We start from the raw sequence: 22,230 nt of genomic DNA, 5'->3' as shown, positions 1-22,230 counted from the left end.
TTCCGCGGTTATCAAATAACGGTCTTCAGGAAACACCATGCGAACAGATACCGGCCAGGTCATTCATCTGGCAGATTACCGTCCCACCGACTTCGTGCTGGAACGTGTGGACCTGACCTTCGAACTCGACCCGACGGAGACAAAGGTCGAGGCACGTCTGATCTTTCATCGTCGCCCGGGCACCGATCCGGCAGCGCCGATCGTTCTCGACGGCGACGAACTGACGCTGTCGGGGCTGCTGTTAGACCAGGTGGAATTGGACCCTTCGCGTTACGACGCAACACCGGAAAGCCTGACGGTGCGCGACCTGCCGGAGAGCGCGCCCTTCGAACTGACGATCACCACCGTCATCAACCCTGAGGCCAACACCAAGCTGATGGGCCTTTACCGCACCGGCGGCATCTACTGCACGCAATGCGAGGCGGAGGGTTTCCGCCGCATCACCTATTTCCCCGACCGGCCCGACGTGCTTGCGCCGTTCACGGTCAACATCATCGCCGACAAGGACGCCAACCCGCTGCTTTTGTCGAACGGCAACTTCCTCGGCGGCGCCGGCTACGGCCCCGGCAAGCATTTCGCCGCCTGGTTCGATCCGCATCCGAAGCCGAGCTATCTCTTTGCGCTCGTCGCCGGCGATCTCGGCGTCGTCGAAGATACGTTCACGACCATGTCCGGCCGTGAGGTGGTGCTGAAGATCTATGTCGAGCACGGCAAGGAGCCGCGCGCAGCCTATGCCATGGACGCCCTGAAACGCTCGATGAAGTGGGACGAAGAGAGATTCGGCCGCGAATACGATCTCGACATCTTCATGATCGTCGCCGTCTCCGACTTCAACATGGGCGCGATGGAGAACAAGGGCCTCAACGTCTTCAACGACAAATACGTGCTTGCCGATCCCGAGATCGCCACCGATGCCGATTATGCCAATATCGAAACGATCATCGCGCATGAATATTTCCACAACTGGACCGGCAACCGTATCACCTGCCGCGACTGGTTCCAGCTGTGCCTCAAGGAAGGTCTCACGGTCTATCGCGACCACGAATTCTCTTCCGACCAGCGCTCGCGCGCCGTCAAGCGCATCGCCGAAGTGCGCCACCTGAAATCGGAGCAGTTCCCGGAAGATGGCGGCCCGCTCGCCCATCCGGTGCGGCCGACGACATATCGTGAGATCAATAATTTCTACACGACGACCGTCTATGAAAAGGGCAGCGAAGTCACGCGCATGATCGCGACGCTGCTCGGCAAGGACGGCTTCAAGAAAGGCATGGACCTCTATTTCGACCGCCATGACGGTGAGGCCGTGACGATCGAGGATTTCGTCAAATGCTTCGAGGATGCAAGCGGACGCGACCTCACGCAATTTTCGCTCTGGTACCATCAGGCCGGCACGCCGCTCGTCACCGCATCGGGCAGCTATGATGCGGCGGCCGGCAGCTTCACCCTGTCGCTCGAACAGATGATCCCGGCAAGGCCCGGCCAGCCGAGCAAGGAGCCGATGCATATTCCGCTCAGCCTCGCGCTGTTTGGCGAAAACGGCGGCAAGATCGAGCCGACCTCGGTCGACGGCGCGGAATATGCCGGCGAGGTGCTGCATCTCACAGGTCGCACGCAGACGGCCGTGTTCCATGGCGTTGGCTCGCGGCCGGTCGTTTCGATCAACCGCAGCTTCTCGGCGCCGATCAACCTGCATTTCGATCAGAGCCCGGCCGATCTTGCCCATCTCGCCCGCCATGAGACCGATCATTTCGCCCGCTGGCAGGCATTGACCGATCTGGCGCTGCCGAACCTACTGAAAGCGGCCCGCGACGCCCGCGAGGGCAAGCCTGTGATCTGCGAGGCGACCTTCGTCGAGACGCTGATTGCTGCGGCCGCCGACGAGAGCCTCGAGCCCGCCTTCCGCGCCCAGGCGCTGGCTCTGCCGAGCGAATCCGATATCGCCCGGGAACTTGGCGGCAACAACGATCCCGATGCCATCCATACCGGCCGCCAAGCGGTCCTGAAACAAATCGCCGATGCCGGAAAGGATGTCTTTGCCGGCCTCTACGCCGCGATGACGACAACAGGCGATTTCAACCCGGATGCGAAAAGCGCCGGCCTGCGGGCACTGCGCAATAGCGCCCTCACCTACCTATCACATGCCGAAGAAACGTCGGCCCGCGCCAAGGCCGCCTTCGATGCGGCCAACAATATGACCGATCTCAGCCATGCGCTGACGATCCTCGCCCATCGTTTTCCCGACAGCGCGGAGACGAGCGAGGCGCTCGCCACCTTCCGTGACCGCTTCGCGGAAAATGCGCTCGTCATCGACAAATGGTTCGCGATCCAGGCCGGCATTCCGGGCGTAAAAACCCTGGGACGGGTCCGCGCCCTGATGGACGATCCGCTCTTCAAGCGCACCAATCCGAACCGGATGCGGTCGCTGGTCGGCACCTTCGCCTTTGCCAACCCGACGGGATTCGGCCGCGCCGATGGCGAAGGCTATCGCTTCCTCGCGGATCAGATTCTCGATATCGACAGGCGCAACCCTCAGCTTGCCGCCCGCATCCTCACCTCGATGCGCTCCTGGCGCTCGCTCGAACCCGTGCGTGCCGATCACGCCCGCTCGGCGCTGATCGAGATCGAGCGAGCCGCCGATCTTTCGACCGACGTGCGCGATATCGTCGAGCGCACGCTTAAAGGGTAATTTGCTTCGACCGGCCATCAGGAGAAAATCGGCGGCCGGTCGCCCAGCACCTCGAATCACCTGGAAAAACCCGAAATTATAAATAGTTAACGGATTTTTACCTTTGCCTCTGGACAAGGCGAATCACCCATGATTCTCTAGGTCAGGTTCGAGCGAGCGGCGCGCGAATCACATGAGGGACAGGCGAAGAGATGATGGACGTGCGGCGGGCAACCGTGGCCGGAGGACGGCTGCGTGTCGATTTTGACGGGCTCAAAGCCTGGCGCGACAGCCTTTCGGGCCATGCGACATCGGAACCACTTCTCCGTTATCTGCCGAAGGCCGAGCTGGTCTTGAAGCGGGCCATCCCGGCGCTGATCGTCGCCTTCCTCTCCGTCGTCGCCGCCTCGCACTTCTTCGGCATGATGAGCGAATACGGGCGTCTGGAGGCCTCGGCGCGCCATGCCACCGCACTTTCGGCGGCGACCGCCTCTGCAGTGTTTGCCGATGCGGCCGACATCTTCGACAGCGGCGATATTACCGGGGCGCAGGCTCGCCTCGCCAAATACCTGCCGCAGGACCGGCTGGACAGCGGCGCTTTCGTGCTGCTCGTGCAGGCAAGCGGCAAGGTTTTTGCCGCGACCACCGCCGGGCTTTCGCATGTTGGCAGCAATGTCGGCGATTTCTTCCCCGAGGTCTCGGCGATCCGCCGCTTCGGCGATCGCGCCGGCGTCATCGAAACGACGATCGGCGGCGTGCCGCATTATGCCGAGATCACGCTGATGGGCAATGCCGGCGGTTATATCGTCGCCGCCACCTCGCTTGACGAGATCGACCGGCTCTGGCGCGAGGAACTGGCGCTCAACGTCACGCTGTTTGCCGGCATCTCCTCCATCCTGCTCGTCATCCTCTATGCCTATTACACGCAGGTAAAGCGCGCCCGCGACGCCGACGACATCTTCCTGGAATCGAACCTGCGCGTCGAGACGGCGCTGTCGCGCGGTCGCTGCGGCCTCTGGGACTTCGATTTCGAGAACCGCGAATTCTTCTGGTCGCGCTCGATGTACGACATGCTCGGTCTGCCGGGCTCCGACAAGACGATGGGTTTCGGCGAAGCCGCCCGCCTCATGCATCCCGATGACGGCGGGCTCTACGAGATCGCGCGCGCCATCGGCAAGGGCGCTTCCGGCCAGGTCGATCAGATCTTCCGCATGCGCCATGCCGGCGGCCACTATGTCTGGATGCGGGCGCGCGCCCAGGTGATCCGCAGCAATTCCGGCCGGATGCACCTGATCGGTATCGCCATGGACGTGACCGAACAGCATCGGCTCGCCCAGCGCTACGCAGAAGCCGACCAGCGCCTGGCCGACGCCATCGAATGCACCTCGGAAGCCTTCGTGCTCTGGGACAAGAACGATCGGCTGGTCATGTGCAACACGCATTTCCAGCAGGCCTATGGCCTGCCGGACAGCGTGCTCGTGCCCGGCACCGAGCGCTCGACCGTCAATGCCGCCGCCGCCCGACCTGTCATCGAACGGCGGATTTCCGATGCCGACGGCTCCGGTTATTCGCGTACGACGGAGGTGCAGCTTGCCGACGAGCGCTGGCTGCAGATCAACGAGCGGCGCACCCGCGACGGCGGCAGGGTCTCGGTCGGCACCGACATCACGCTGATGAAACGCCATCAGGAGCGGCTGCGCGAATCCGAGCGCCGGCTGATGGCGACGATCGGCGATCTTTCCGCCTCGCGCCAGACGCTGGAGATCCAGAAATCCGAGCTTTCGACGGCCAACGCCAACTACCAGGCGGAGAAGGAACGCGCCGAGGCCGCCAACAAGGCGAAATCGGAATTCCTCGCCAACATGTCGCATGAGCTGCGCACGCCGCTCAACGCCATCCTCGGCTTCTCGGAAATCCTGCAGAACCAGATGTTCGGTCCGCTCGGCTCGCTGAAATACGACGAATATGCCCGCGATATTCATGACAGCGGCAAACATCTGCTCAACGTCATCAACGACATTCTCGACATGTCGAAGATCGAAGCCGGCCATGTCAGGCTGCATTGCGAGCGCATCGATCTTGTGCCGCTGATCGAGGAAAGCCTGCGCTTCACCGCCATGCCCGCGGCTGAAAAGAACATCGTCATCGAACAGCGCATCTGCTCCGGCCTAACGCTGATGGCCGACCGCCGGGCGATGAAACAGGTGCTGCTCAACCTGCTCTCCAATGCGGTGAAGTTCACCGACAATGGCGGCCGCATCGCGGTGCGCACCCGCCGCGTCGACGGCGCCGTCGTCGTCACCATCGCCGACACCGGCATCGGTATTCCACGCTCGGCGCTGTCGAAGATCGGCCAGCCCTTTGAGCAGGTGCAGAGCCAATATGCCAAAAGCAAGGGTGGCTCCGGCCTCGGGCTCGCCATCTCCCGCTCGCTGACCTCGCTGCATGGCGGCCGCATGAAGATCCGCTCACGCGAAGCGGTCGGCACCGTGATCTCGCTGCGCATTCCTGACGATATCTAAGCTCAGGCCAGAGCCGGTCTTTTTCAACCGGCCGATGCGGCGGTGAAAACCGCCAACTGAGCGGCGAAAGCACGCTTGTATGCCGGCCGCGTTTCGCCGCGGGCGACATAGGCGGAGAGGTTCGGATATTCCCCCAGTATAGCAGATCCCTTCAACCTGAGCAGCACCGACACCATCAGCAGGTCACCGGCGCTGAACGCACCATCGAGCCAGTCGGCATCGCCAAGACGGTGGGAGAGGTCGGCCAGCCGTTTTCGGATGCTGTCCTCAAGGGCGGAAAGGCGATGGTCGTACCAAGGCTTGTCGCGCTCGAGGATCATGACGAGAGCGCGGTCGAAGATCGGCGGTTCCACCGTGTTGAGCGCGGCAAACATCCATGTGAGCGCGCGCGCCCGGGCATTCGCATCGTTCGGCAGGAGGCCCGCTTGGTGCTCGCCGATATGGAAGACGATCGCGCCGGACTCGAATAAAGCGAGATCGCCTTCCTCATAGGTCGGGATCTGCCCGAAAGGCTGAAGTGCGAGATGCGCGGGTTCTCTCATCGTCTTGAACGAAACAAGACGAACGTCGTAAGGCTGGCCCACTTCTTCGAGCGCCCAGCGAACGCGCATGTCACGCGCCAGACCCCTGCCGCGATCGGGCGACCGTTCAAAAGCGGTAATGGTAATCGTCATTGGTGTTCTCCATAGCTTTGTCCTGAAGACGGCTGGCTAAACGAGAATCCGACAGGCGACGCTCGAGATAATCCTCGCGGTCGTTCCATCTGATGTGAGATCAGGCTTTCACGACATTCAGGAATATTTTCCGAACCGCTTTCGACAGCCGCTTCACCTCCGCTTCCAGCGTCTTGATGTCAGGGCAGTCGCCGGCGCGGCAGACGAGTTCGACGAGACCCGCGGGCGCCTCCTTCGGATCGAACAGGCCGTCGATGGAGAGGCGGATCAGTTGCGAAAGGCCGGTATAAAGCGTGAAGGCCTCGAGGCATATGTCGAGATCGACTGTTGTCATCAGCGGCTCGCCAAGCACCTTCAGGGCTTCGCCGGTGCTCACCTCATTGACGGCAATGCCGACGCCCTTGGTCGGCGCGATCAGCGCCAGATACTGGGCGATGAATTCGAGATCGATGACGCCGCCGGGAATGAGCTTCAGGTCCCACGGGCCGGAGGGCGGCTTTTCCTTGTCGATCAGTTCGCGCATTTCGGCGACATCATGCGCCACCTTGGCGATGTCGCGATCGGCCGACAGCACCTCGCGGACGATATGTTCCGCCTCGGCGATCAGGCTCTCATCGCCGCAAATCAGCCGGGCGCGGCTGAGCGCCATATGCTCCCAGGTCCATGCCTCTTCACGCTGATATTTGCCGAAGGCATTGATGCGGGTGGCGACCGGCCCCTTGTTGCCGGATGGGCGCAGCCGCATGTCGACCTCATAGAGCACGCCTTCGGCGGTCGGCGCCGACAAGGCGGCCATCAGTCTCTGGGTGATGCGGGTGAAGTAACGCGTCGCATCGAGCGGCTTCGGCCCGTCGGATTCGGAAGCCGCATCGTCATAATCATAGAGCAGGATCAGATCGATGTCGGAACCGGCCGTCAGCTCGAAGCTGCCGAGCTTGCCCATGCCGGCGACCGCGATGCGCCCGCCGGGATAGTCGCCGTGTGCTGCCCGCATCTCGCCGACCACGGCATCGAGTGCCGCCGCAATGATGAGGTCGGCGAGATGGGTGAAGGCACGTGCGGCCATCCCGCCGTTGATCGCACCGGTGAGCAGGCGGATGCCGATCAGAAAGCGCTGCTCGGCGGCGAAGATGCGCAGCCGGTCGAGCACCTCTTCATAGTGGCGGGCCTGGGCAAGCGAGCCCTTCAGCCGTTCGCCGAGATAGTCGCGCGTCGGCAGCTCGGCCATCAGGCCGGGATCGAGCATGCCGTCGAAGACATGCGGCCTGGCGGCAATCACCTCGGCAAGCCGGGGCGCCGAGGACATGATGTTGACGATCAGCGACAGCAGCGCCGGGTTGCTGCCGAGCAGCGAAAACAGCTGGATGCCGGAGGGAAGGCCGGAGATGAAGCTGTCGAAGCGCAGCAGCGCCTCGTCGGCGCGCTTGCTTTCGCCGAAGACCCGCAGGAGCTGCGGCGCCAGCTCCGTCAGCCTTTCGCGCGCCTCGACTGATTGCGTCGCCCGGTAGCGGCCGTAGTGCCAGGTGCGGATGATGCGCGAAATGTCGGACGGTCTGGTGAAGCCGAGCTTCTTCAGCGTCTCCAGCGTATCCGGGTCGTCGCCCTGGCCGGTGAAGACGAGGTTGCCGGTGTCGGTCGAGAGCTTGCTCTCCTGCTCGAAGAGGTGGGCATAACGCCGCTCCACGGTCTTCAGCACGCCGACCAGCCGTTCGGTGAAGCTCGGCGTGTCGCTGAATCCCATCATGAAGGCGATGCGCTTCAGGTCGGCATCTGTCTCCGGCAGCAGGTGGGTCTGCTCGTCGCGCACCATCTGGATGCGATGCTCGACATCGCGCAGGAACCAGTAGGCCTCCGTCAGTTCGTCACGGGTTTCCGCGTCGATCCATTTCGCCTTGGTGAGTTCACCGAGCGTCTCCTCCGTCGCCCGGCCACGCAATGCCGGCATGCGGCCGCCGGCGATCAGCTGCTGCGTCTGGACGAAGAATTCGATCTCGCGAATGCCGCCGCGGCCGAGCTTGACGTTATGACCCTTGACCGCAATGGCGCCGTGGCCCTTATGCGCATGAATCTGCCGCTTGATCGAATGGATATCGGCAATCGCCGCGTAATCGAGATATTTGCGGAAGACGAACGGGGCTAGCCCGCGCAGGAATTCGCCGCCCGCGGTCAAGTCGCCGGCAACCGCGCGCGCCTTGATGAAGGCCGCCCGCTCCCAGTTCTGGCCCCTGCCCTCATAATAGATCATCGCCGCATCGACCGGGATCGCCAGCGGTGTCGAGCCGGGATCGGGGCGCAGTCTGAGATCGGTGCGGAAGACGTAGCCGTCCGCTGTCCGCTCCTGCAGGATGCGCACCAGCCGCCGCATCATCCTGGGGAAAATCTCGATCGCGTCATCCGGGTCGGGCACGATTCCTGCCTGTTCGTCGAACACGACGACGAGGTCGATATCGGAGGAATAGTTGAGTTCGGATGCGCCGAGTTTGCCCATGCCGAGCACGATCAGCCCGGAGCCTTCGCTCGGTGCCGCCACATCCCGCAGCCGCAGCTTTCCACCCTCATGCGCCGCCAGCAGCAGATGGTCGATCGCGGCGGCAACCGAAGCTTCAGCAAGCTCGCTCAGCCAGGCCGTCGTCGCCCGGCCGTCGAAGATGCGAGCGAGATCGGCGAGTGCAACGAGGAAGGCCACCTTGCGCTTGATGACGCGCAACCTGCTCATCACCACGGATTCCGAAGGCGCCGCCCCCTCGCCGTCCGGTTGCCCGCAGCGCCGCGCCTCGGCGACCAGCGCCTCGATCTGCGGCTCCAGCGGTTCAGTGATGGCGCCAGCGAGGACGACCGGGTCGAGATTGACGATTTCGCGCAGATAAGGCGACAGCGTCAGCACGGCCGCAATGAAATCGCGAAGCGGGCTCTCCGTCTTCAGCATCGCAGCCACCGACGGCTCGTGTCTGCCGGCCTCCTGAAGGTCGGCCAGCGCCAGCTTCAACTCCGTCTGGTTCAGCGGACGCAGCAGCCCTTCGGCCACATCCTTCAGACCATGCGTCGATTTCGTCAGCATGCGCTCTCCCTGCTTTAGCGCCTAAAGCGCATCGCGATCTTTCAGATTCGCTCCTTGCGCTTTAGGCCTTTGTTTTACGCATGCCGTTATCGCAAAACCGCTGCACACTTTTGCGCGACATGCTCGAGGGAAACGACCACGCAGAATCGCGGGAACGCCTCCTTCGATCGGCATTAAACTAGGGTCTAGGTGGAAAACCGCCAATACGCGATTCAGCCGATCATCGGTCTCGGCAATCAGGCAGCCTTGGCGGGGAAGATCATGCTGACGGTCAATCCGCGCTTTTCGGGCTTGTCGGGATCGGTATCGGAGAGTTCCAACCGACCGTTGTGCAGTTCCATCACCGCTTCCACCAGTGAAAGCCCGAGCCCCGTTCCCGGCTTCGACCGGCTTTCGTCGAGGCGGACGAAGCGCTTCACCACGTCGTCGCGCCTGTCGGCCGGAACGCCCGGCCCATGGTCGGCCACCGAAAGGCAGATGCCATCCGGGCGGCGGGCGAGCTTCAGTGTTACCTTGCCCGCCCCTTCCGTATCGGAAGAATATTTGATGGCATTGTCGAGCAGGTTGAAGATCGCCTGGCCGATCAGTTCGCGATTGCCCTGCACCTCGACATCGGGTTCGATGCTGGAGCTCAAGCCAAGCCCCGCCTCCTCCGCCGCCGGTTCGTAAAGCTCGGCGCTATCGGAGACGATGGCCGAAAGCTCCACCGGCGACATCTCGGCGGCGACCGATCCGGCCTCGACGCGGGAGATCATCAACAGCGCGTTGAACGTGCGGATCAGCTGGTCCGATTCGGAAATGATGCCTTCGAGCGCGGTGCGCCGCGTCTCGCCATCGGCGATATCGAGCGCATCGGCCGCCTTGTTGCGCAGCCGCGTCAACGGCGTCTTGAGATCGTGGGCGATGTTGTCGGAGACCTGCCGCAGGCCTTCGTTCAGCTTCTCGATGCGCTCCAGCATGGTATTCAAAGACATCGACAAGCGGTCGAATTCATCGCCGGATCCGCCCACCGGCAGGCGCTGCGACAGGTCGCCGGCCATGATCTTCTTGCTCGCATCCGACATGCGGTCGATGCGTTTCAGCGCGTTGCGGCCGATGCCGAACCAGATGATGATGGCGCCAAGCCCCATGATCGCCAAGGCCACCATCAGCGCCTGGCGCACCAGCAGACGGAAACGCTCGGGGTCGCCGAGGTCGCGGCCGATCAGGATTCTGAGGCCATTGTCGAGTACGAAGATATTGGCAATCGCCTTGTGGCGGCGCTCGACGCCGCTGTCGGTATAACGCTGGTAGCCGAAGGGCGCGGAGGTCCAGCCGATCTCCTCGAAGACACCCGGCTGCACCGACGCGACGTTGCCGGCGAGAATATCGCCCGAGGGACCGGCAATGATGTAGAGGTTGGCGCCCGGCTGGCGGGCACGCCGCTCCATCGTGCGCAGGAGAAGGTTCATGCCGCCGGAGTCATAGGCGCGTTGCACCTGCTCCACCTCCTGCCTGACGGCGTCGCGGATCTGGCCCGTCAGCAGCCGCTCCGACATTGCCGTCACATAGAAGACGAGCGTCGCGGCGCAGATGGCGAAAAGCAGGATATAGAGTGCCGAAAGGCGGACTGCGGTGGACTTGAAGAGAACCTTGAAACGGCTCATCCCTCATCCTTGATCATATACCCCGCGCCGCGAATGGTCTTCAGGAGCGGCTGGCTGTAGTCCTTCTCGATCTTCGAGCGCAGGCGCGAGACATGGACGTCGATGACGTTGGTCTGCGGGTCGAAGTGATAGTCCCAGACGTTTTCGAGCAGCATGGTGCGGGTCACCACCTGGCCGGCATTCTTCATCAGATATTCGAGCAGGCGGAATTCGCGCGGCTGCAGCGGGATCTCCTTGCCGCCGCGGCGCACCTCATGGGAGAGCCGGTCGAGTTCGAGATCGCCGACGCGATAGACGACGTCCTGATCCGGCGTGCCCTTGCGGCGGCCGAGCACCTCGACGCGCGCCAGCAACTCGCTGAAGGCATAAGGCTTCGGCAGGTAATCATCGCCGCCGGCACGAAGACCGGTCACGCGGTCGTCGACCTGGCCGAGCGCGGAGAGGATGAGGACCGGCGTATGGATGGCCTTGCGGCGCAGCTCGCTGATGACGGAAAGCCCATCGCGTCGCGGCAGCATGCGGTCGATGACGATGACGTCGTAGGCATTTTCCGACCCCATGAACAGGCCGCTCTCGCCGTCGCTGGCGTGATCGGCGACGATGCCCGCCTCGCGAAAGGCTTTCGTGAGGTAGACCGCGGCTTCGAGATCATCTTCGATGATGAGAATCTTCATGCGGCCGACATTACCCGCCGGCTGCGTTTCGGCAAGGCTCAAAGCATCTTCCTGCGGGGTGGCGCTCATCGCGATCATCCTTCAAAGGTCAGAAGAATAGAGCCGTGCGGAGTTTCGTCCGCACGGCTCTCGTTTTCTTAAGGATCAGCCCTGGCCGTTGATCGGAAGCGCTACGAAACGGCTCCCCTCACTGGACTGGATCTGGAAGAGCGCGCGGGTGCGCCCGTCCTTCTTCGCCTGGTTCAGCACCTTGACGATATCGTCGGCGCTGGAGACCTCCTGGTTGTTGACCGAGGTGATCGTCTCGCCTTCCTTGATGCCCTTGTCGGCGGCATCGGAGTTCGGGTCGATGCCTGTTATCGCCAGACCCTTGCCGTCATCGGAGGGTCCGACCGTCAGGCCGAGATCGGCAAGCGCCTTCTCGGAAGCCGGTGCCTCAGGCTGCTGCTGCGGCTGGTTGTTGTCATCGGCGGACGCATCCTTCTGGTCGATCGGCAGCGTGCCGAGTTCGACGGTGAGAGGCTGGGCCTTGCCGGCGCGCCAGACCGAAAGCTCGACCTTGCTGCCCGGCTGCATCGCGCCGATGCGGCGGCTGAGATCACGGGCATCCTTGATCGTCTCACCGTTCAGCGCGGTGACGACGTCGCCGGCCTTCATGCCGGCCTTGTCACCCGGCGATCCGGCCTGCGGGGCGACGACGAGGGCGCCGCTCGGCTCGGAAAGGCCGATGGATTCGGCGATGTCCTTGGTCACCGGCTGGATCTGGACACCCAGCCAGCCGCGCGAGACCTGGCCGTCCTTCATCAGATCGGCGACGACGTCCTTGGCAGTCGAGGCGGGAATGGCGAAGGCGATGCCGACGCTGCCGCCCGACGGCGAGAAGATCGCGGTATTGATGCCGACGACTTCGCCGCTGAGGTTGAAGGTCGGGCCGCCGGAGTTGCCGCGGTTCACGGCGGCATCCACCTGCAGGTAATCGTCATAGGGACCGGAGCCGATATCGCGGCCGCGAGCCGAGACGATGCCGGCCGTGACCGTGCCGCCGAGGCCGAAGGGGTTGCCGACGGCAACGACCCAGTCGCCGACGCGGACGTTATTGTCGTCGGCCCAGTTGACGTAGGTGAACTTCTTGCCCTTGCCGTCGACCTTCAGCACGGCGAGGTCGGTGCGCGGATCCTTGCCGATCAGCTTGGCATCAAGCTCGGTGCCGTCATTCATGACCGCGACGAAGGCCTGGCCATCGGAAACGACGTGATTGTTGGTGACGATGTAACCATCCTCGGAGATGAAGAAGCCGGAGCCCTGAGCGACGGGGCGGAGGCGACCCTTGCCGCCCGGACCATTCGGGCCGCCATTCGGCCCGTTCTGGCCGAAGCGCCGGGAATGGCCCTGCTGATCGTTCGGATCCTGGCCGAACTGCTTGAAGAACCGCTTCAGCGGATGATCATCGGGAAGGTCGTCGAAGCCGCGGCCGTTGAAATCGAAGGAGAAGCCGTCATTGTTGTTGTCGGAGACGGGATTGACGCGGTTTTCGACCCGGACGGAAACGACAGCCGGTGAAACGGCGTCGACGACGTTGGCGAAGCTCGGAACGGCAGGCGCCTGAACCTTGACAGCTTCGGCATAAGACCGGGTGATTTCGAGCGGAACGCCGGTTGCAAGCACAGCGGCTGCGATACCGGCGACGGTAGAAGCCTTGAGCACAGTAGCGAGGGACGGACGTCCGTTGAAATTCTTGAGCATTGGAGCACCTTCTCTTGTTCTTAAATCTTCATACCGGCGGCGCCGGATCAGTCGATGAGTAAAGATATAGGACGCCGCACCTTACTGCGAACTGTCCGGCCAATGAAAAGTTGGTAATGTTTGCAAGGTTTGCTTTCGGCCAAACGTGCCGACGGCTTCTCTGGCGGCCAGAAATGCCCGCTGCCGGCTGCCTGGGTCGATTATTTCTTCAGAAGCTCGCTCAGCTTCGCCTGCTCGTCTGCCGTCAGCTTGCTGCCGGTCGGCTTGCCGGCCCTCTTGCGCGCAAAGACCAGCAGTGACAGCCCGCCGGCCAGCACCAGCAGCACCGGCGCACCCCAGAGCAGCACCGTCTTCATGCTGACACGCGGCTTCAAGAGCACGAACTCGCCGTAGCGCGAGACGATATAGTTCAGCACCGCCTCGTCGCTGTCGCCATCGGTGATGCGCTCGCGCACCAGCAGGCGCAGGTCCTTGGCCAGATCGGCGTTGGAATCGTCGATCGACTGGTTCTGGCAGACCATGCAGCGCAGTTCCGCCGAAAGGGCGCGGGCGCGCGCCTCGAGCGCCGGATCGGCCAGCACCTCGTCCGGATTGACGGCGAAGGCGGGGGCCGCCATCAGCAGCAAAGCAAGAGCCAGGAGCAGACGCCGCATCATTCCGCCGGCTCCATTGCGGGAGCTGCCGGCCTTGCCGGCTTCGCCTTGCGGCGCGGGGCGCCGACACGCAGGCGCCGGTCGCTGAGCGAGACCAGGCCGCCGAAGGCCATGAATACCGCTCCGCCCCAGATGCAGAGAATAAACGGCTTCCACCAGATACGCACGACAATGCCGCCGCCCTTGGTGGCGTCACCGAGCGACACATAGAGCTGGCTGAGCCCGAAGGTCAGGATGCCCGCCTCCGTCGTCGGCATCTGCCGAGCGGTATAGAGGCGCTTGGCCGACCAAGTATCGGCAACCGCGACGCCGGCACGCCGGATGGTGAAGTGGCCGCGGTCCTCGGTATAATTCGGCCCGGTCGCCGGCTGCATGCCGTCGAAATGCAGGCTGTAACCGCCGGCCTCGGTCACCTCACCGGGCTTCATCTCGATGACATACTCGCTCTCGAACGTCGTCACCGCAACGATGCCGAGCACGGTGACGCCGAGCCCGGCATGGGCAAGAGCCGTGCCAAAGGCCGAACGCGGCAGGCCGGACAGCCGGCGCCAGGCGAGACGGCCTGCGACCTTGCCGATGCCGGCGCGGTACCAGAGATCGGCGACCGCACCGAGGATCAGGAACAGCCCGGCAGCGAGGCCGAGCACCGAAAGCACCGGCCCGCCATGTTGGATGTAGAAGAAGACCACCGCGGCAAGGAAGGCCAGACCTGCGACGACATAGAGCCGCTGCAGGGCGCCGAGCAGATCGCCGCGCTTCCAGGCAAGCATCGGCCCGAAGGGCACGATGACGATCAGCGGCGCCATCAGCAGGCCGAAGGTCAGGTTGAAGAAGGGCGCTCCGACGGAAATCTTGTCGCCGGTCAGCGTTTCCAGCAGCAGCGGATAGAGCGTGCCTGTGAGCACCGTGCCGCAGGCGACGGTCAGGATCAGATTGTTGACGACGAGTGCGCCCTCGCGTGAAATCGGCGCAAACAGCCCGCCGGTCGACAGCTTCGGCGCGCGGAAGGCGAAGAGCGACAGCGCCCCGCCGATGAAGATCAGCAGGATGCAGAGAATGAAGACGCCGCGGGAGGGGTCGCTGGCAAAGGCATGCACCGAGGTCAGCACGCCGGAGCGCACCAGGAAGGTGCCCATCAGCGACAGCGAGAAGGTGAGGATGGCGAGCAGCACCGTCCAGATCTTCAGTGCCTCACGCTTTTCCATGACAAGCGCCGAATGCAGCAGTGCGGTGCCGGCGAGCCAGGGCATGAAGGAGGCGTTTTCCACCGGGTCCCAGAACCACCAGCCACCCCAGCCGAGTTCGTAATAGGCCCAGTAGGAGCCCATGGCGATGCCGAGTGTCAGAAAGGTCCAGGCGGCCAGCGTCCAGGGCCGCACCCAGCGCGCCCAGGCGGCGTCGATGCGCCCTTCCATGAGGGCAGCGACGGCAAAGGAGAAGCAGACGGAGAAGCCGACGTAACCGAGATAGAGCAGCGGCGGGTGGATCGCGAGGCCGACATCCTGAAGTACCGGGTTAAGATCGCGGCCCTCGGCCGGCGCCGGATCGAGCCGCAGGAAGGGGTTGGAGGTCAAAAGGATGAACAGCGTGAAGGCGACCGAAATCCAGGCTTGCACGGCCAATACGTTGGCTTTCAGCGTCTCCGGCAGATTGCGGCCGAAGATGGCGACCAGCGCGCTGAACAGCGTCAGGATCAACAGCCAGAGCATCATCGATCCCTCGTGATTGCCCCAGACGCCGGAATATTTGTAGAGCAGCGGCACCAGCGAATGCGAATTCTCCCAGACGTTCTCGACCGAGAAATCCGAGACGACATGGGCATAGGTCAGCACACCGAAGGAGAAGGCCACCAGCGCAAACATCGCCAGCGAGCCGACCGTCGCCACATCCATCATCGCCCGGTCATGACGACGGGCTCCGATCACCGGCACGATGGAGAGGATGAGCGCCGTTGCCAGCGCCAGCACCAGCGCGTAATGGCCGATCTCGATGATCATGGCGTTGCCTTCACTTGCTGTCCCTTTACTTCCTGGCCCTGAGCTTCCTTCCCCGGGTTTTCCTGGCCTTGGCCTTCCTTCCACAGCCCCTGAGATTTCAGCCTGTCGGCCACGTCCTTCGGCATATAGGTCTCATCATGCTTGGCAAGTACGGTGTCGGCGACGAAGACGTTCGTTCCAGCGGCGAACATGCCTTCGGTGACGACACCCTGCCCCTCGCGGAAGAGATCGGGAAGGATGCCGATATATTTGACCTTCACGGCATTGGTGCTGCCGTCGGTGACGGCAAACTCCACCGTCGAGCCGGTGCCGCGCACGACACTGCCCTCACCGACCAGGCCGCCGAGGCGGATGCGGGTTTCCGGCGCCACCGGCGTCTTGGCGAGATCGGCCGGCATATAGAAATAGGCGACCGACTGGCTGAAGGCGAACATCACCAGCAGCACGGCGGCGAGGATGAAGCCCATGCCGCCCGCAATCACCGCCAGGCGCTTCTGCTTGCGCGTCATTGCGTCGCTCCCTCCGTGGCTATGCCGAGTTCCCTGGCAAGCGCCAGCAATTGCTTGCCCTGCTCGCCGGGCGGCGGAAAGGCCGCAAGCCCGCGCTTCAGGGCGCCGGCGGCGCGATCCTTATCGTTCAATACGGCGTAAGAGCGGACGAGCCGTATCCAGCCCTCGAAATTGTTCGGATCCTCGCTGAGCTTGGCGTCGAGGCTCTCGACCATGCCGCGGATCATCAGCTGCCGGTCGCCGGCGCTCATATTCTCCGCCGCCGCCACGTCTTGCTGCGTGGGATTGCCGGGGGTCGCCGGATCGGCGCCCGGGGCAGCCGAACCGGCGCCCGGGGCAGCCGGATCGGCGCCGGCCGGCGCGCCGCCGTTCATAGCGATATGCTCGTTGACCAACGGCAGCCAGGGCGCATCGGCGGGCGATTGTTTTGCCAGCGCCTCGAAGGCCTGGCGCGCCTCGTTCGGCCGTCCCGCCTGCTCCATGCTGAGGGCGATGTAGAAGCGGGCACGCGGATTGTCAGGTTCGAGCGTCAGCGATTGTTCCAGCACTTGGCGCGCCTCTTCCGTCACCACGCCGTCCGAGACTGCCATCAACGTCTCGGCAAGGCCATCGAGCCGGACGGGGCTCGGGCCGAGAAGCCGGATGGCATTGCGATAGGCCAGTTGCGCATCGTTGACGCGCATCGTGCGGAAATAGATCGGCGCCAGCACGTCCCAGCCCTTGCCGTCATCGGGCTTCTCAGCCAAGTGCCGTTCCGCCTTGGCGATCAGCACCGCCACGTCGTTGCCAGGATTTTCCAGCCGCGCTTCGAGCGGCTGCGAGGGCAGGTCCGGCCTGCCCGTCGTCAAATAAAGACAGAGCCCGAGAACCGGCAGGACCAAGAGGACAAAGGCCTCGGTGAAACGGTGATGCCGCGCGGGTTTCGGTGTCTCAGCCGGCTCGTCGGCAGAGACGGCGATCAGCCGCCGGCCGATTTCCGCCCTGGCGTAGTCGGCCTCCTCCGGGGTGATCAGCCCGCCATTGAGATCGCGGTCGAGTTCGCGCAACTGGTCGCGATAGACCGCCGCCTCGCCCGCACGGATATTATCCGCCGCCTTCGCTCCGCGCAGAAGGGGGTAGAGCAGGATAACGGCGAGGGCTGCCGTCAAAGCGGCAACAAGAATCCAGAACAGCATGTCGCCCAAATACGTGAAGCGCGCCTTCATTCCAACTGCCAAAGCCGGAATGACGAAGATTTGAGGCTAGCGCATAACCCCGAGGATCGGAATCGATTTTCGGAAAGGATTATGCGCCATTTAAAGTGATAGAGCGTCCTTAGCGCGTCCTGTCGGACGCGCGGCGCTCTATTGGCCGCAATTCAGAGCGGCGACCAGCTGCCGTCGTCGTTGCGGCAGGCAGCGCCGCGCGCCACCGTGTCCTTGCCGTCGACGGTCAGCGTGTGGGTATATTGCCGGCAGTTCTGCGAACCGACCTGATAGGGTGCCGCCGCCACCACCTTGCCGGTCACGTCCTTGCCGGTCCAGAGCACCGGCTGGCCGACGGCGGCGCCTTCCAGCGCCCGATATTCCGCCTCGAGCGCCCGCTGCTTGTCGCTGTCGTTCAGCGTCACGCCGCTGCGGCCGACAATGCCGCCCTGCAACGCGGTGATGAAGGCGGCCGATGCCGAGGGCTTGCTCGAAAAAACGCCGCGCGAAGCATCACTCTTCGTTGTCGTGCAGCCGGATAGCGCGACGGCGACGAGAAGAGCGGAAGCGATCATGCCTTGCGAGCGTAAAATCATTGCGTCGAACCACGATCAGGGGTCAATTTCAGCCGATCGAAGTGCAGCGTCCCCGTGTCAGCATTAAGGCAAAGCATGCTATACATTTGCCAGTATCTTTGTGACATCAAGCAGTTGCTCATGCAACATCCTTTGTGACGCCAGGCAGGATAAGCTTCGCCTTCAGCCCGCCCCATTCACCGCGGGAAAGCTCGAGCCGTCCCTGGTACTCATTGGAAATCTCGGTGACGATCGAAAGGCCGAGCCCGGTTCCGGGCTTGCTTTCGTCGAGCCTGCGGCCGCGCTTCAACGCCTCGCGGATCTGATCCGGCTCCAGGCCCGGCCCGTCATCCTCGACGGCGAGTTCCACCCAGTGGCGGCGCCCGCTCGCCTCCACCCCCTTCACATCCTCGCCGGCCTCGATGGCCGAAAGCCGCACCCGGCTTTTGGCAAAACGCGCCGCATTTTCCAGGAGATTGCCGACGGTCTCCTCGAGATCCTGCTGCTCCATGGCAACGGCCAGATGCGGCGGCGAGACGACGAGATCGAATTCGGTATCGACGTTCAGCCGGCGCATGACGCGCACCAGCCGCTCCAGCGCCGGCTCGGCATCGGTGCGGGCAAGCACGGATTCGCGCTGCGCGGCGATACGCGCCCGATTGAGATAGGACTGCACCTGCCCCTGCATCGCTTCCGCCTGGCTGCGCACCAGCTCACCATGGGATTTCTCCAGCACGCGCGCCTCGTTGAGAAGCACGGCGATCGGCGTCTTCAGCGAATGCGCGAGATTGCCGACCTGCATGCGGGCCCGCTCGACGATGCGCCGGTTGCTGTCGATCAGCGCATTCACCTCGTTGGCGAGCGGCAAGATTTCACGCGGGAAGTCGCCTTTCAACTGTTCGCTTTCACCGGCGCGGATGCGCTCCAGCGCGGCGCGTGCCTTGTCGAGCGGCTTCAGGCCGTAGAGAATCGCCAGCGCGTTGACGATCAGGCTGCCGACGCCGAAACCGGCGAGCGCCAGATAGAGGCTGTGGGAAAAGGTGCGCACGTCGTCTTCGACGACATCGACATTGCCGGTGACGCGGACGCGCGCCGCGCGGCCGTCGGTATCGAGCACCACTTCGGTCTCGGCCACCTGCACGCGGTTTCCGGAAGCATCCGTCACCTGATAGTAGCGCTCGTAATTCTTGTCGAAGGGCGCCTCGACGACCGAGGGAACCGGAATGAGCGCCGAGCCGAGCGAAGGCGAGACCAGCGGTGCGGTCGTATAGGTGCCGAGCGGCTCCACCACCCAGTACCAGCCGGTCTTCGGCTGGGCAAAACGCAGGTCGCCGAGCTGCGGGCTGCCGCTCAGCGCGCCCTGATCGCCGATCGTCACCGAATTGATGACGTTATAGAGCTGCGCCCGCAACAGATCCTGGAAACCGCGTTCGGCGCTCTTGCGGTAGAGGGTGGAGATCAAGAGGCCGATCACCACCAGCGCCACCGTCGACCAGACCGTGGTCAACAGCAACACACGTGCGGTGAGCGACTTAATTCGCATGTTTCGGGGCTTGGATACGATAACCGAGACCGCGCACCGTTTCGATCAGATCGACCCCCATTTTCTTGCGCAGGCGGCCGACGAAGACCTCGATCGTGTTGGAATCACGGTCGAAATCCTGGTCGTACATATGCTCGACCAGTTCCGTGCGCGAAACGACCTCGCCCATGTGGTGCATGAGATAGGAAAGCAGGCGATATTCGTGCGAGGTCAGCTTCAGCGTCGCGCCGTTGACCGTCGCCTTCGAGGATTTGGTATCGAGCCGCACCGGTCCGCAGATGATCTCGGATGAGGAATGCCCGGCCGCACGCCGGATCAGCGCCCGAATGCGGGCCAGCACTTCCTCGACATGGAAGGGCTTGGTGACGTAGTCGTCGGCACCGGCGTCGATGCCAGCGACCTTGTCGCTCCAGCGGTCGCGGGCCGTCAGGATCAGCACCGGCACGCCGCGGCCGGCGCCACGCCATTTTTCTAGAACGGTGACCCCGTCCAACTCCGGCAGGCCGATATCGAGGATGATGGCGTCATAGGGTTCGGTGTCGCCGAGGAAATGGCCTTCCTCGCCATCGAACGCCTGGTCGACGACATAGCCCGCCTCCTTCAGCGTGTCGGCCAGCTGCCGGTTCAGATTAACGTCGTCTTCGACTACCAGGATGCGCATCGGTCCGCCTTCGTCCGCTTCAAATCAATCAATGTCCTGAATAAGCCGATTCCGCCTACATCGGAACCTTTACCGTGACTTTGCGTGGGCGCTGTCCATTGCCCTGCACAAGAACGGTGATGATGCAGGTATCGCCCACCGGTTGCACGGACAGCAGCTGGCCGCCGGTCTGCTCGACGACCTGGGCTGCGGCGGCGCTGCAATCGCCTCCGATACGCACGACAAAAGTGCTCGTGGCGTCCGGTGAGGGCGCCGATACCACCAGTCCGGCGGCCAATGCTGCGACGCTCAGAGGAAAGGCCATGTGTTATGCTTTCAAGGTAATGCCAACTTGCCCCGAATATGTACTCACGCGACCTGAATGGCAAATGAATGCGCTGTAATGCAGGGTGTTTAGAACTGTTCTCGACTGTTCGGGAGAGCCTGTTTCAACGCCTGGCAACCGCCGCCACGGCAAGCTCCGGCGGCCGCCGTCGCGTCTAAAAACGATGCCTTCCAGGCTTGGGATCCACGCGTTCTTCATCACCTCTCATGAAGGCGGGAAGCCGCGGGACCGACACCACAGTCTTTGTCTGCGAATCGGCCGCGCCGTTCCGTTTTCCGCCGACCGCAGCTTTCACCGGCCGGTTGAACCTGTTATGTCCTTGCTGCCCCCATTTCAGACCGTTTCAGCACCAATGCCAGAATCCTCCCGCTTCCGCTCGGCGCAGACGGTCTCCGTCCTTGCCGTTACCCAGCTGATCGGCTGGGGCACGACGTTCGACATGCTCGGGGTCATGGGCCGCGTCGTGGCGCCGGATCTCGGCCTGGCGAACGAAGTGGTGTTTGCCGGCCTGACGATCATGATGGTGGTCAGCGCCATTGTCAGTCCGGCGACCGGCCGATGGCTCGGCCGCTATGGTGCTGCCCGGGTGCTTTCGGCCGCCTCGCTGACCTTTGCGCTTGGCCTGCTTCTGCTTGCCGCCGCAAACGGCATCGTGCTTTATGCCAGCGCCTGGATCATCATCGGCATCGGCGGCGCATTTGGCCTGTCGGCGCCGGCCTATACCGCCGTCGTCGAGCGCGAAGGAGCGAACGGCAAACGCGTCATCGCCATCCTGATGCTGTTCACCGGGCTTTCGAGCGCCATCTTCTGGCCGATCCTCAGCCTGCTCAACGAGGCGGTCGGCTGGCGCCTCACCTTCCTGGTCTGTGCGGCGCTACAATTCTTCATCTGCCTGCCGCTGCATCTTTTCGCCCTGCCGAAGCCGATTGCAACACATGTCGATGGCGGCACAGCCGAAATCGCTCCGGTGCCGCTGTCGAAGGCCAAGCAGCGCAAAGCCTTCCTGCTGATCGCCGCGGCAACGACGATCTCGACCTTAGTCACTTTCGGCATCTCGCCATCGCTGCTCGAAATCTTCCGCCAGTCCGGCGCTTCGCCGGTCTTTGCGCTACAGCTCGGCTCGGCACGCGGCATCCTCGGCATCTCGGCACGTTTCCTCGACATCCTGCTCGGCCGGCGCGGCAACCCCATGCTCAGCGCGGCGATGGGCATCAGCCTGATGATGATCAGCTTCGTTATTATGCTGGTTGCCAGCCCGTCGACGCCGCTGCTCGTCACCTTCGTCCTGTTCTACGGGTTCGGCACCGGCGTCATGACCGTCGCCCGCGCGCTGCTGCCGCTGGCGCTGTTCTCACCGCGCGAATTCGGACTGCAATCGGCCCGGCTGTCGCTGCCGCAGAATCTCGCCAACGCCATCGCCCCCGTCATCTTCACCGCCATCCTCGACCGCGCCGGCACCGGCCCGGCGCTCGCCGCCTGCGCCGTTCTGGCGGCATTGTCGCTCATCTTCGTGCTGATGCTGATGGCGCTGGTGCGCGGCGCCCACGCATCGGAATCAACCATTCTTAATGTCTCCTGATTATCATCCACGCATGGACGAGAGCGGCTTTTCGCCCGCGCGCCGCAACCGCTGCGGCAGCCAGACCATGAACCAGCAGCCCCTTTTGACGAATCTTTTGAATCGCTTGCCGCCGCTTTTTCGAAAGTTGAATCCGGTGGCTCAGAAGCCGAGTCAGCTTCGCAGCGATCCGAATCCGGAAAATCATTCATCCATTTGAAATTTTAATGGAATACAGCGTGG

17 protein-coding genes are annotated in these 22,230 nt (G+C 63.4%); 4 read left to right on the top strand and 13 right to left on the bottom strand.

Translation table 11 applies throughout. The features are described from left to right. Positions 1-37: 37 nt before the first annotated feature. Positions 38-2,686, top strand: a complete 2,649-nt coding sequence (pepN, locus tag G9X67_RS18355; protein WP_138328460.1) for an aminopeptidase N — start codon at positions 38-40, stop codon at positions 2,684-2,686. A 191-nt stretch (positions 2,687-2,877) separates the two neighbouring features. Then, positions 2,878-5,187, top strand: coding sequence for an ATP-binding protein (locus tag G9X67_RS18350; protein ID WP_138328461.1), 2,310 nt, complete (start codon positions 2,878-2,880; stop codon positions 5,185-5,187). Positions 5,188-5,210: 23 nt separating this feature from the next. Here the strand turns inward: G9X67_RS18350 and G9X67_RS18345 are convergent, their stop codons facing one another. The 13 genes from G9X67_RS18345 to G9X67_RS18285 form a co-directional block, all read right to left on the bottom strand. Beyond that, on the bottom strand, positions 5,211-5,861 hold the full coding sequence (locus tag G9X67_RS18345) for a glutathione S-transferase family protein (protein ID WP_138328462.1): 651 nt from the start codon (positions 5,859-5,861) through the stop codon (positions 5,211-5,213). Positions 5,862-5,961: 100 nt separating this feature from the next. Further along, a complete protein-coding gene (locus G9X67_RS18340; RefSeq protein ID WP_138328463.1) occupies positions 5,962-8,919 on the bottom strand; it encodes a bifunctional [glutamine synthetase] adenylyltransferase/[glutamine synthetase]-adenylyl-L-tyrosine phosphorylase in 2,958 nt (985 codons plus the stop codon). 236 nt (positions 8,920-9,155) lie between these two features. Further along, positions 9,156-10,565: a HAMP domain-containing sensor histidine kinase gene (locus tag G9X67_RS18335; RefSeq protein ID WP_138328464.1), complete on the bottom strand. Its 1,410-nt coding sequence runs from the start codon at positions 10,563-10,565 to the stop codon at positions 9,156-9,158. Beyond that, complete coding sequence (locus G9X67_RS18330; protein ID WP_138328465.1) at positions 10,562-11,308, bottom strand: response regulator transcription factor; 747 nt, start codon at positions 11,306-11,308, stop codon at positions 10,562-10,564. Before G9X67_RS18330 ends, G9X67_RS18335 begins: the two co-directional genes overlap by 4 nt. Before the next feature lie 75 nt (positions 11,309-11,383). Further along, entirely contained in the window at positions 11,384-12,982 is a 1,599-nt protein-coding gene (locus G9X67_RS18325; RefSeq protein WP_138328466.1) for a Do family serine endopeptidase, read from the bottom strand. A 200-nt stretch (positions 12,983-13,182) separates the two neighbouring features. Continuing rightward, positions 13,183-13,638, bottom strand: coding sequence for a cytochrome c-type biogenesis protein (locus G9X67_RS18320; protein ID WP_138328467.1), 456 nt, complete (start codon positions 13,636-13,638; stop codon positions 13,183-13,185). Continuing rightward, positions 13,635-15,632, bottom strand: a complete 1,998-nt coding sequence (locus G9X67_RS18315; protein WP_138328468.1) for a heme lyase CcmF/NrfE family subunit — start codon at positions 15,630-15,632, stop codon at positions 13,635-13,637. Before G9X67_RS18315 ends, G9X67_RS18320 begins: the two co-directional genes overlap by 4 nt. Continuing rightward, positions 15,629-16,141 carry a cytochrome c maturation protein CcmE gene (ccmE, locus tag G9X67_RS18310; protein ID WP_138328469.1) on the bottom strand — a complete coding sequence of 171 codons (513 nt, stop codon included), beginning with the start codon at positions 16,139-16,141 and terminating at the stop codon, positions 15,629-15,631. The genes G9X67_RS18315 and ccmE overlap by 4 nt, the downstream gene beginning before the upstream one ends. Continuing rightward, positions 16,138-17,346, bottom strand: a complete 1,209-nt coding sequence (ccmI, locus tag G9X67_RS18305; protein ID WP_138328470.1) for a c-type cytochrome biogenesis protein CcmI — start codon at positions 17,344-17,346, stop codon at positions 16,138-16,140. The genes ccmE and ccmI overlap by 4 nt, the downstream gene beginning before the upstream one ends. A 152-nt stretch (positions 17,347-17,498) precedes the next feature. Beyond that, positions 17,499-17,921, bottom strand: coding sequence for a hypothetical protein (locus G9X67_RS18300; RefSeq protein ID WP_138328471.1), 423 nt, complete (start codon positions 17,919-17,921; stop codon positions 17,499-17,501). 118 nt (positions 17,922-18,039) lie between these two features. Then, on the bottom strand, positions 18,040-19,443 hold the full coding sequence (locus G9X67_RS18295) for a HAMP domain-containing sensor histidine kinase (protein ID WP_138328472.1): 1,404 nt from the start codon (positions 19,441-19,443) through the stop codon (positions 18,040-18,042). After that, positions 19,433-20,104 carry a response regulator transcription factor gene (locus tag G9X67_RS18290; RefSeq protein WP_011651134.1) on the bottom strand — a complete coding sequence of 224 codons (672 nt, stop codon included), beginning with the start codon at positions 20,102-20,104 and terminating at the stop codon, positions 19,433-19,435. The genes G9X67_RS18295 and G9X67_RS18290 overlap by 11 nt, the downstream gene beginning before the upstream one ends. A gap of 55 nt (positions 20,105-20,159) precedes the next feature. After that, entirely contained in the window at positions 20,160-20,408 is a 249-nt protein-coding gene (locus G9X67_RS18285; RefSeq protein WP_003557930.1) for a hypothetical protein, read from the bottom strand. A 373-nt stretch (positions 20,409-20,781) separates the two neighbouring features. Between G9X67_RS18285 and G9X67_RS18280 the strand changes: the two genes are divergently transcribed. Together G9X67_RS18280 and G9X67_RS18275 are read left to right on the top strand one after the other, a co-directional pair. Then, a complete protein-coding gene (locus tag G9X67_RS18280; protein WP_138328473.1) occupies positions 20,782-22,008 on the top strand; it encodes an MFS transporter in 1,227 nt (408 codons plus the stop codon). Continuing rightward, entirely contained in the window at positions 21,998-22,207 is a 210-nt protein-coding gene (locus tag G9X67_RS18275) for a hypothetical protein (protein ID WP_246413098.1), read from the top strand. The genes G9X67_RS18280 and G9X67_RS18275 overlap by 11 nt, the downstream gene beginning before the upstream one ends. Positions 22,208-22,230 lie beyond the last annotated feature (23 nt).

The sequence above is a fragment of the Rhizobium sp. WYCCWR 11152 genome (assembly GCF_013087615.1).
Classification (GTDB): Bacteria; Pseudomonadota; Alphaproteobacteria; order Rhizobiales; family Rhizobiaceae; genus Rhizobium; species Rhizobium indicum.
This window is presented reverse-complemented; position numbering and strand designations above follow the sequence as displayed.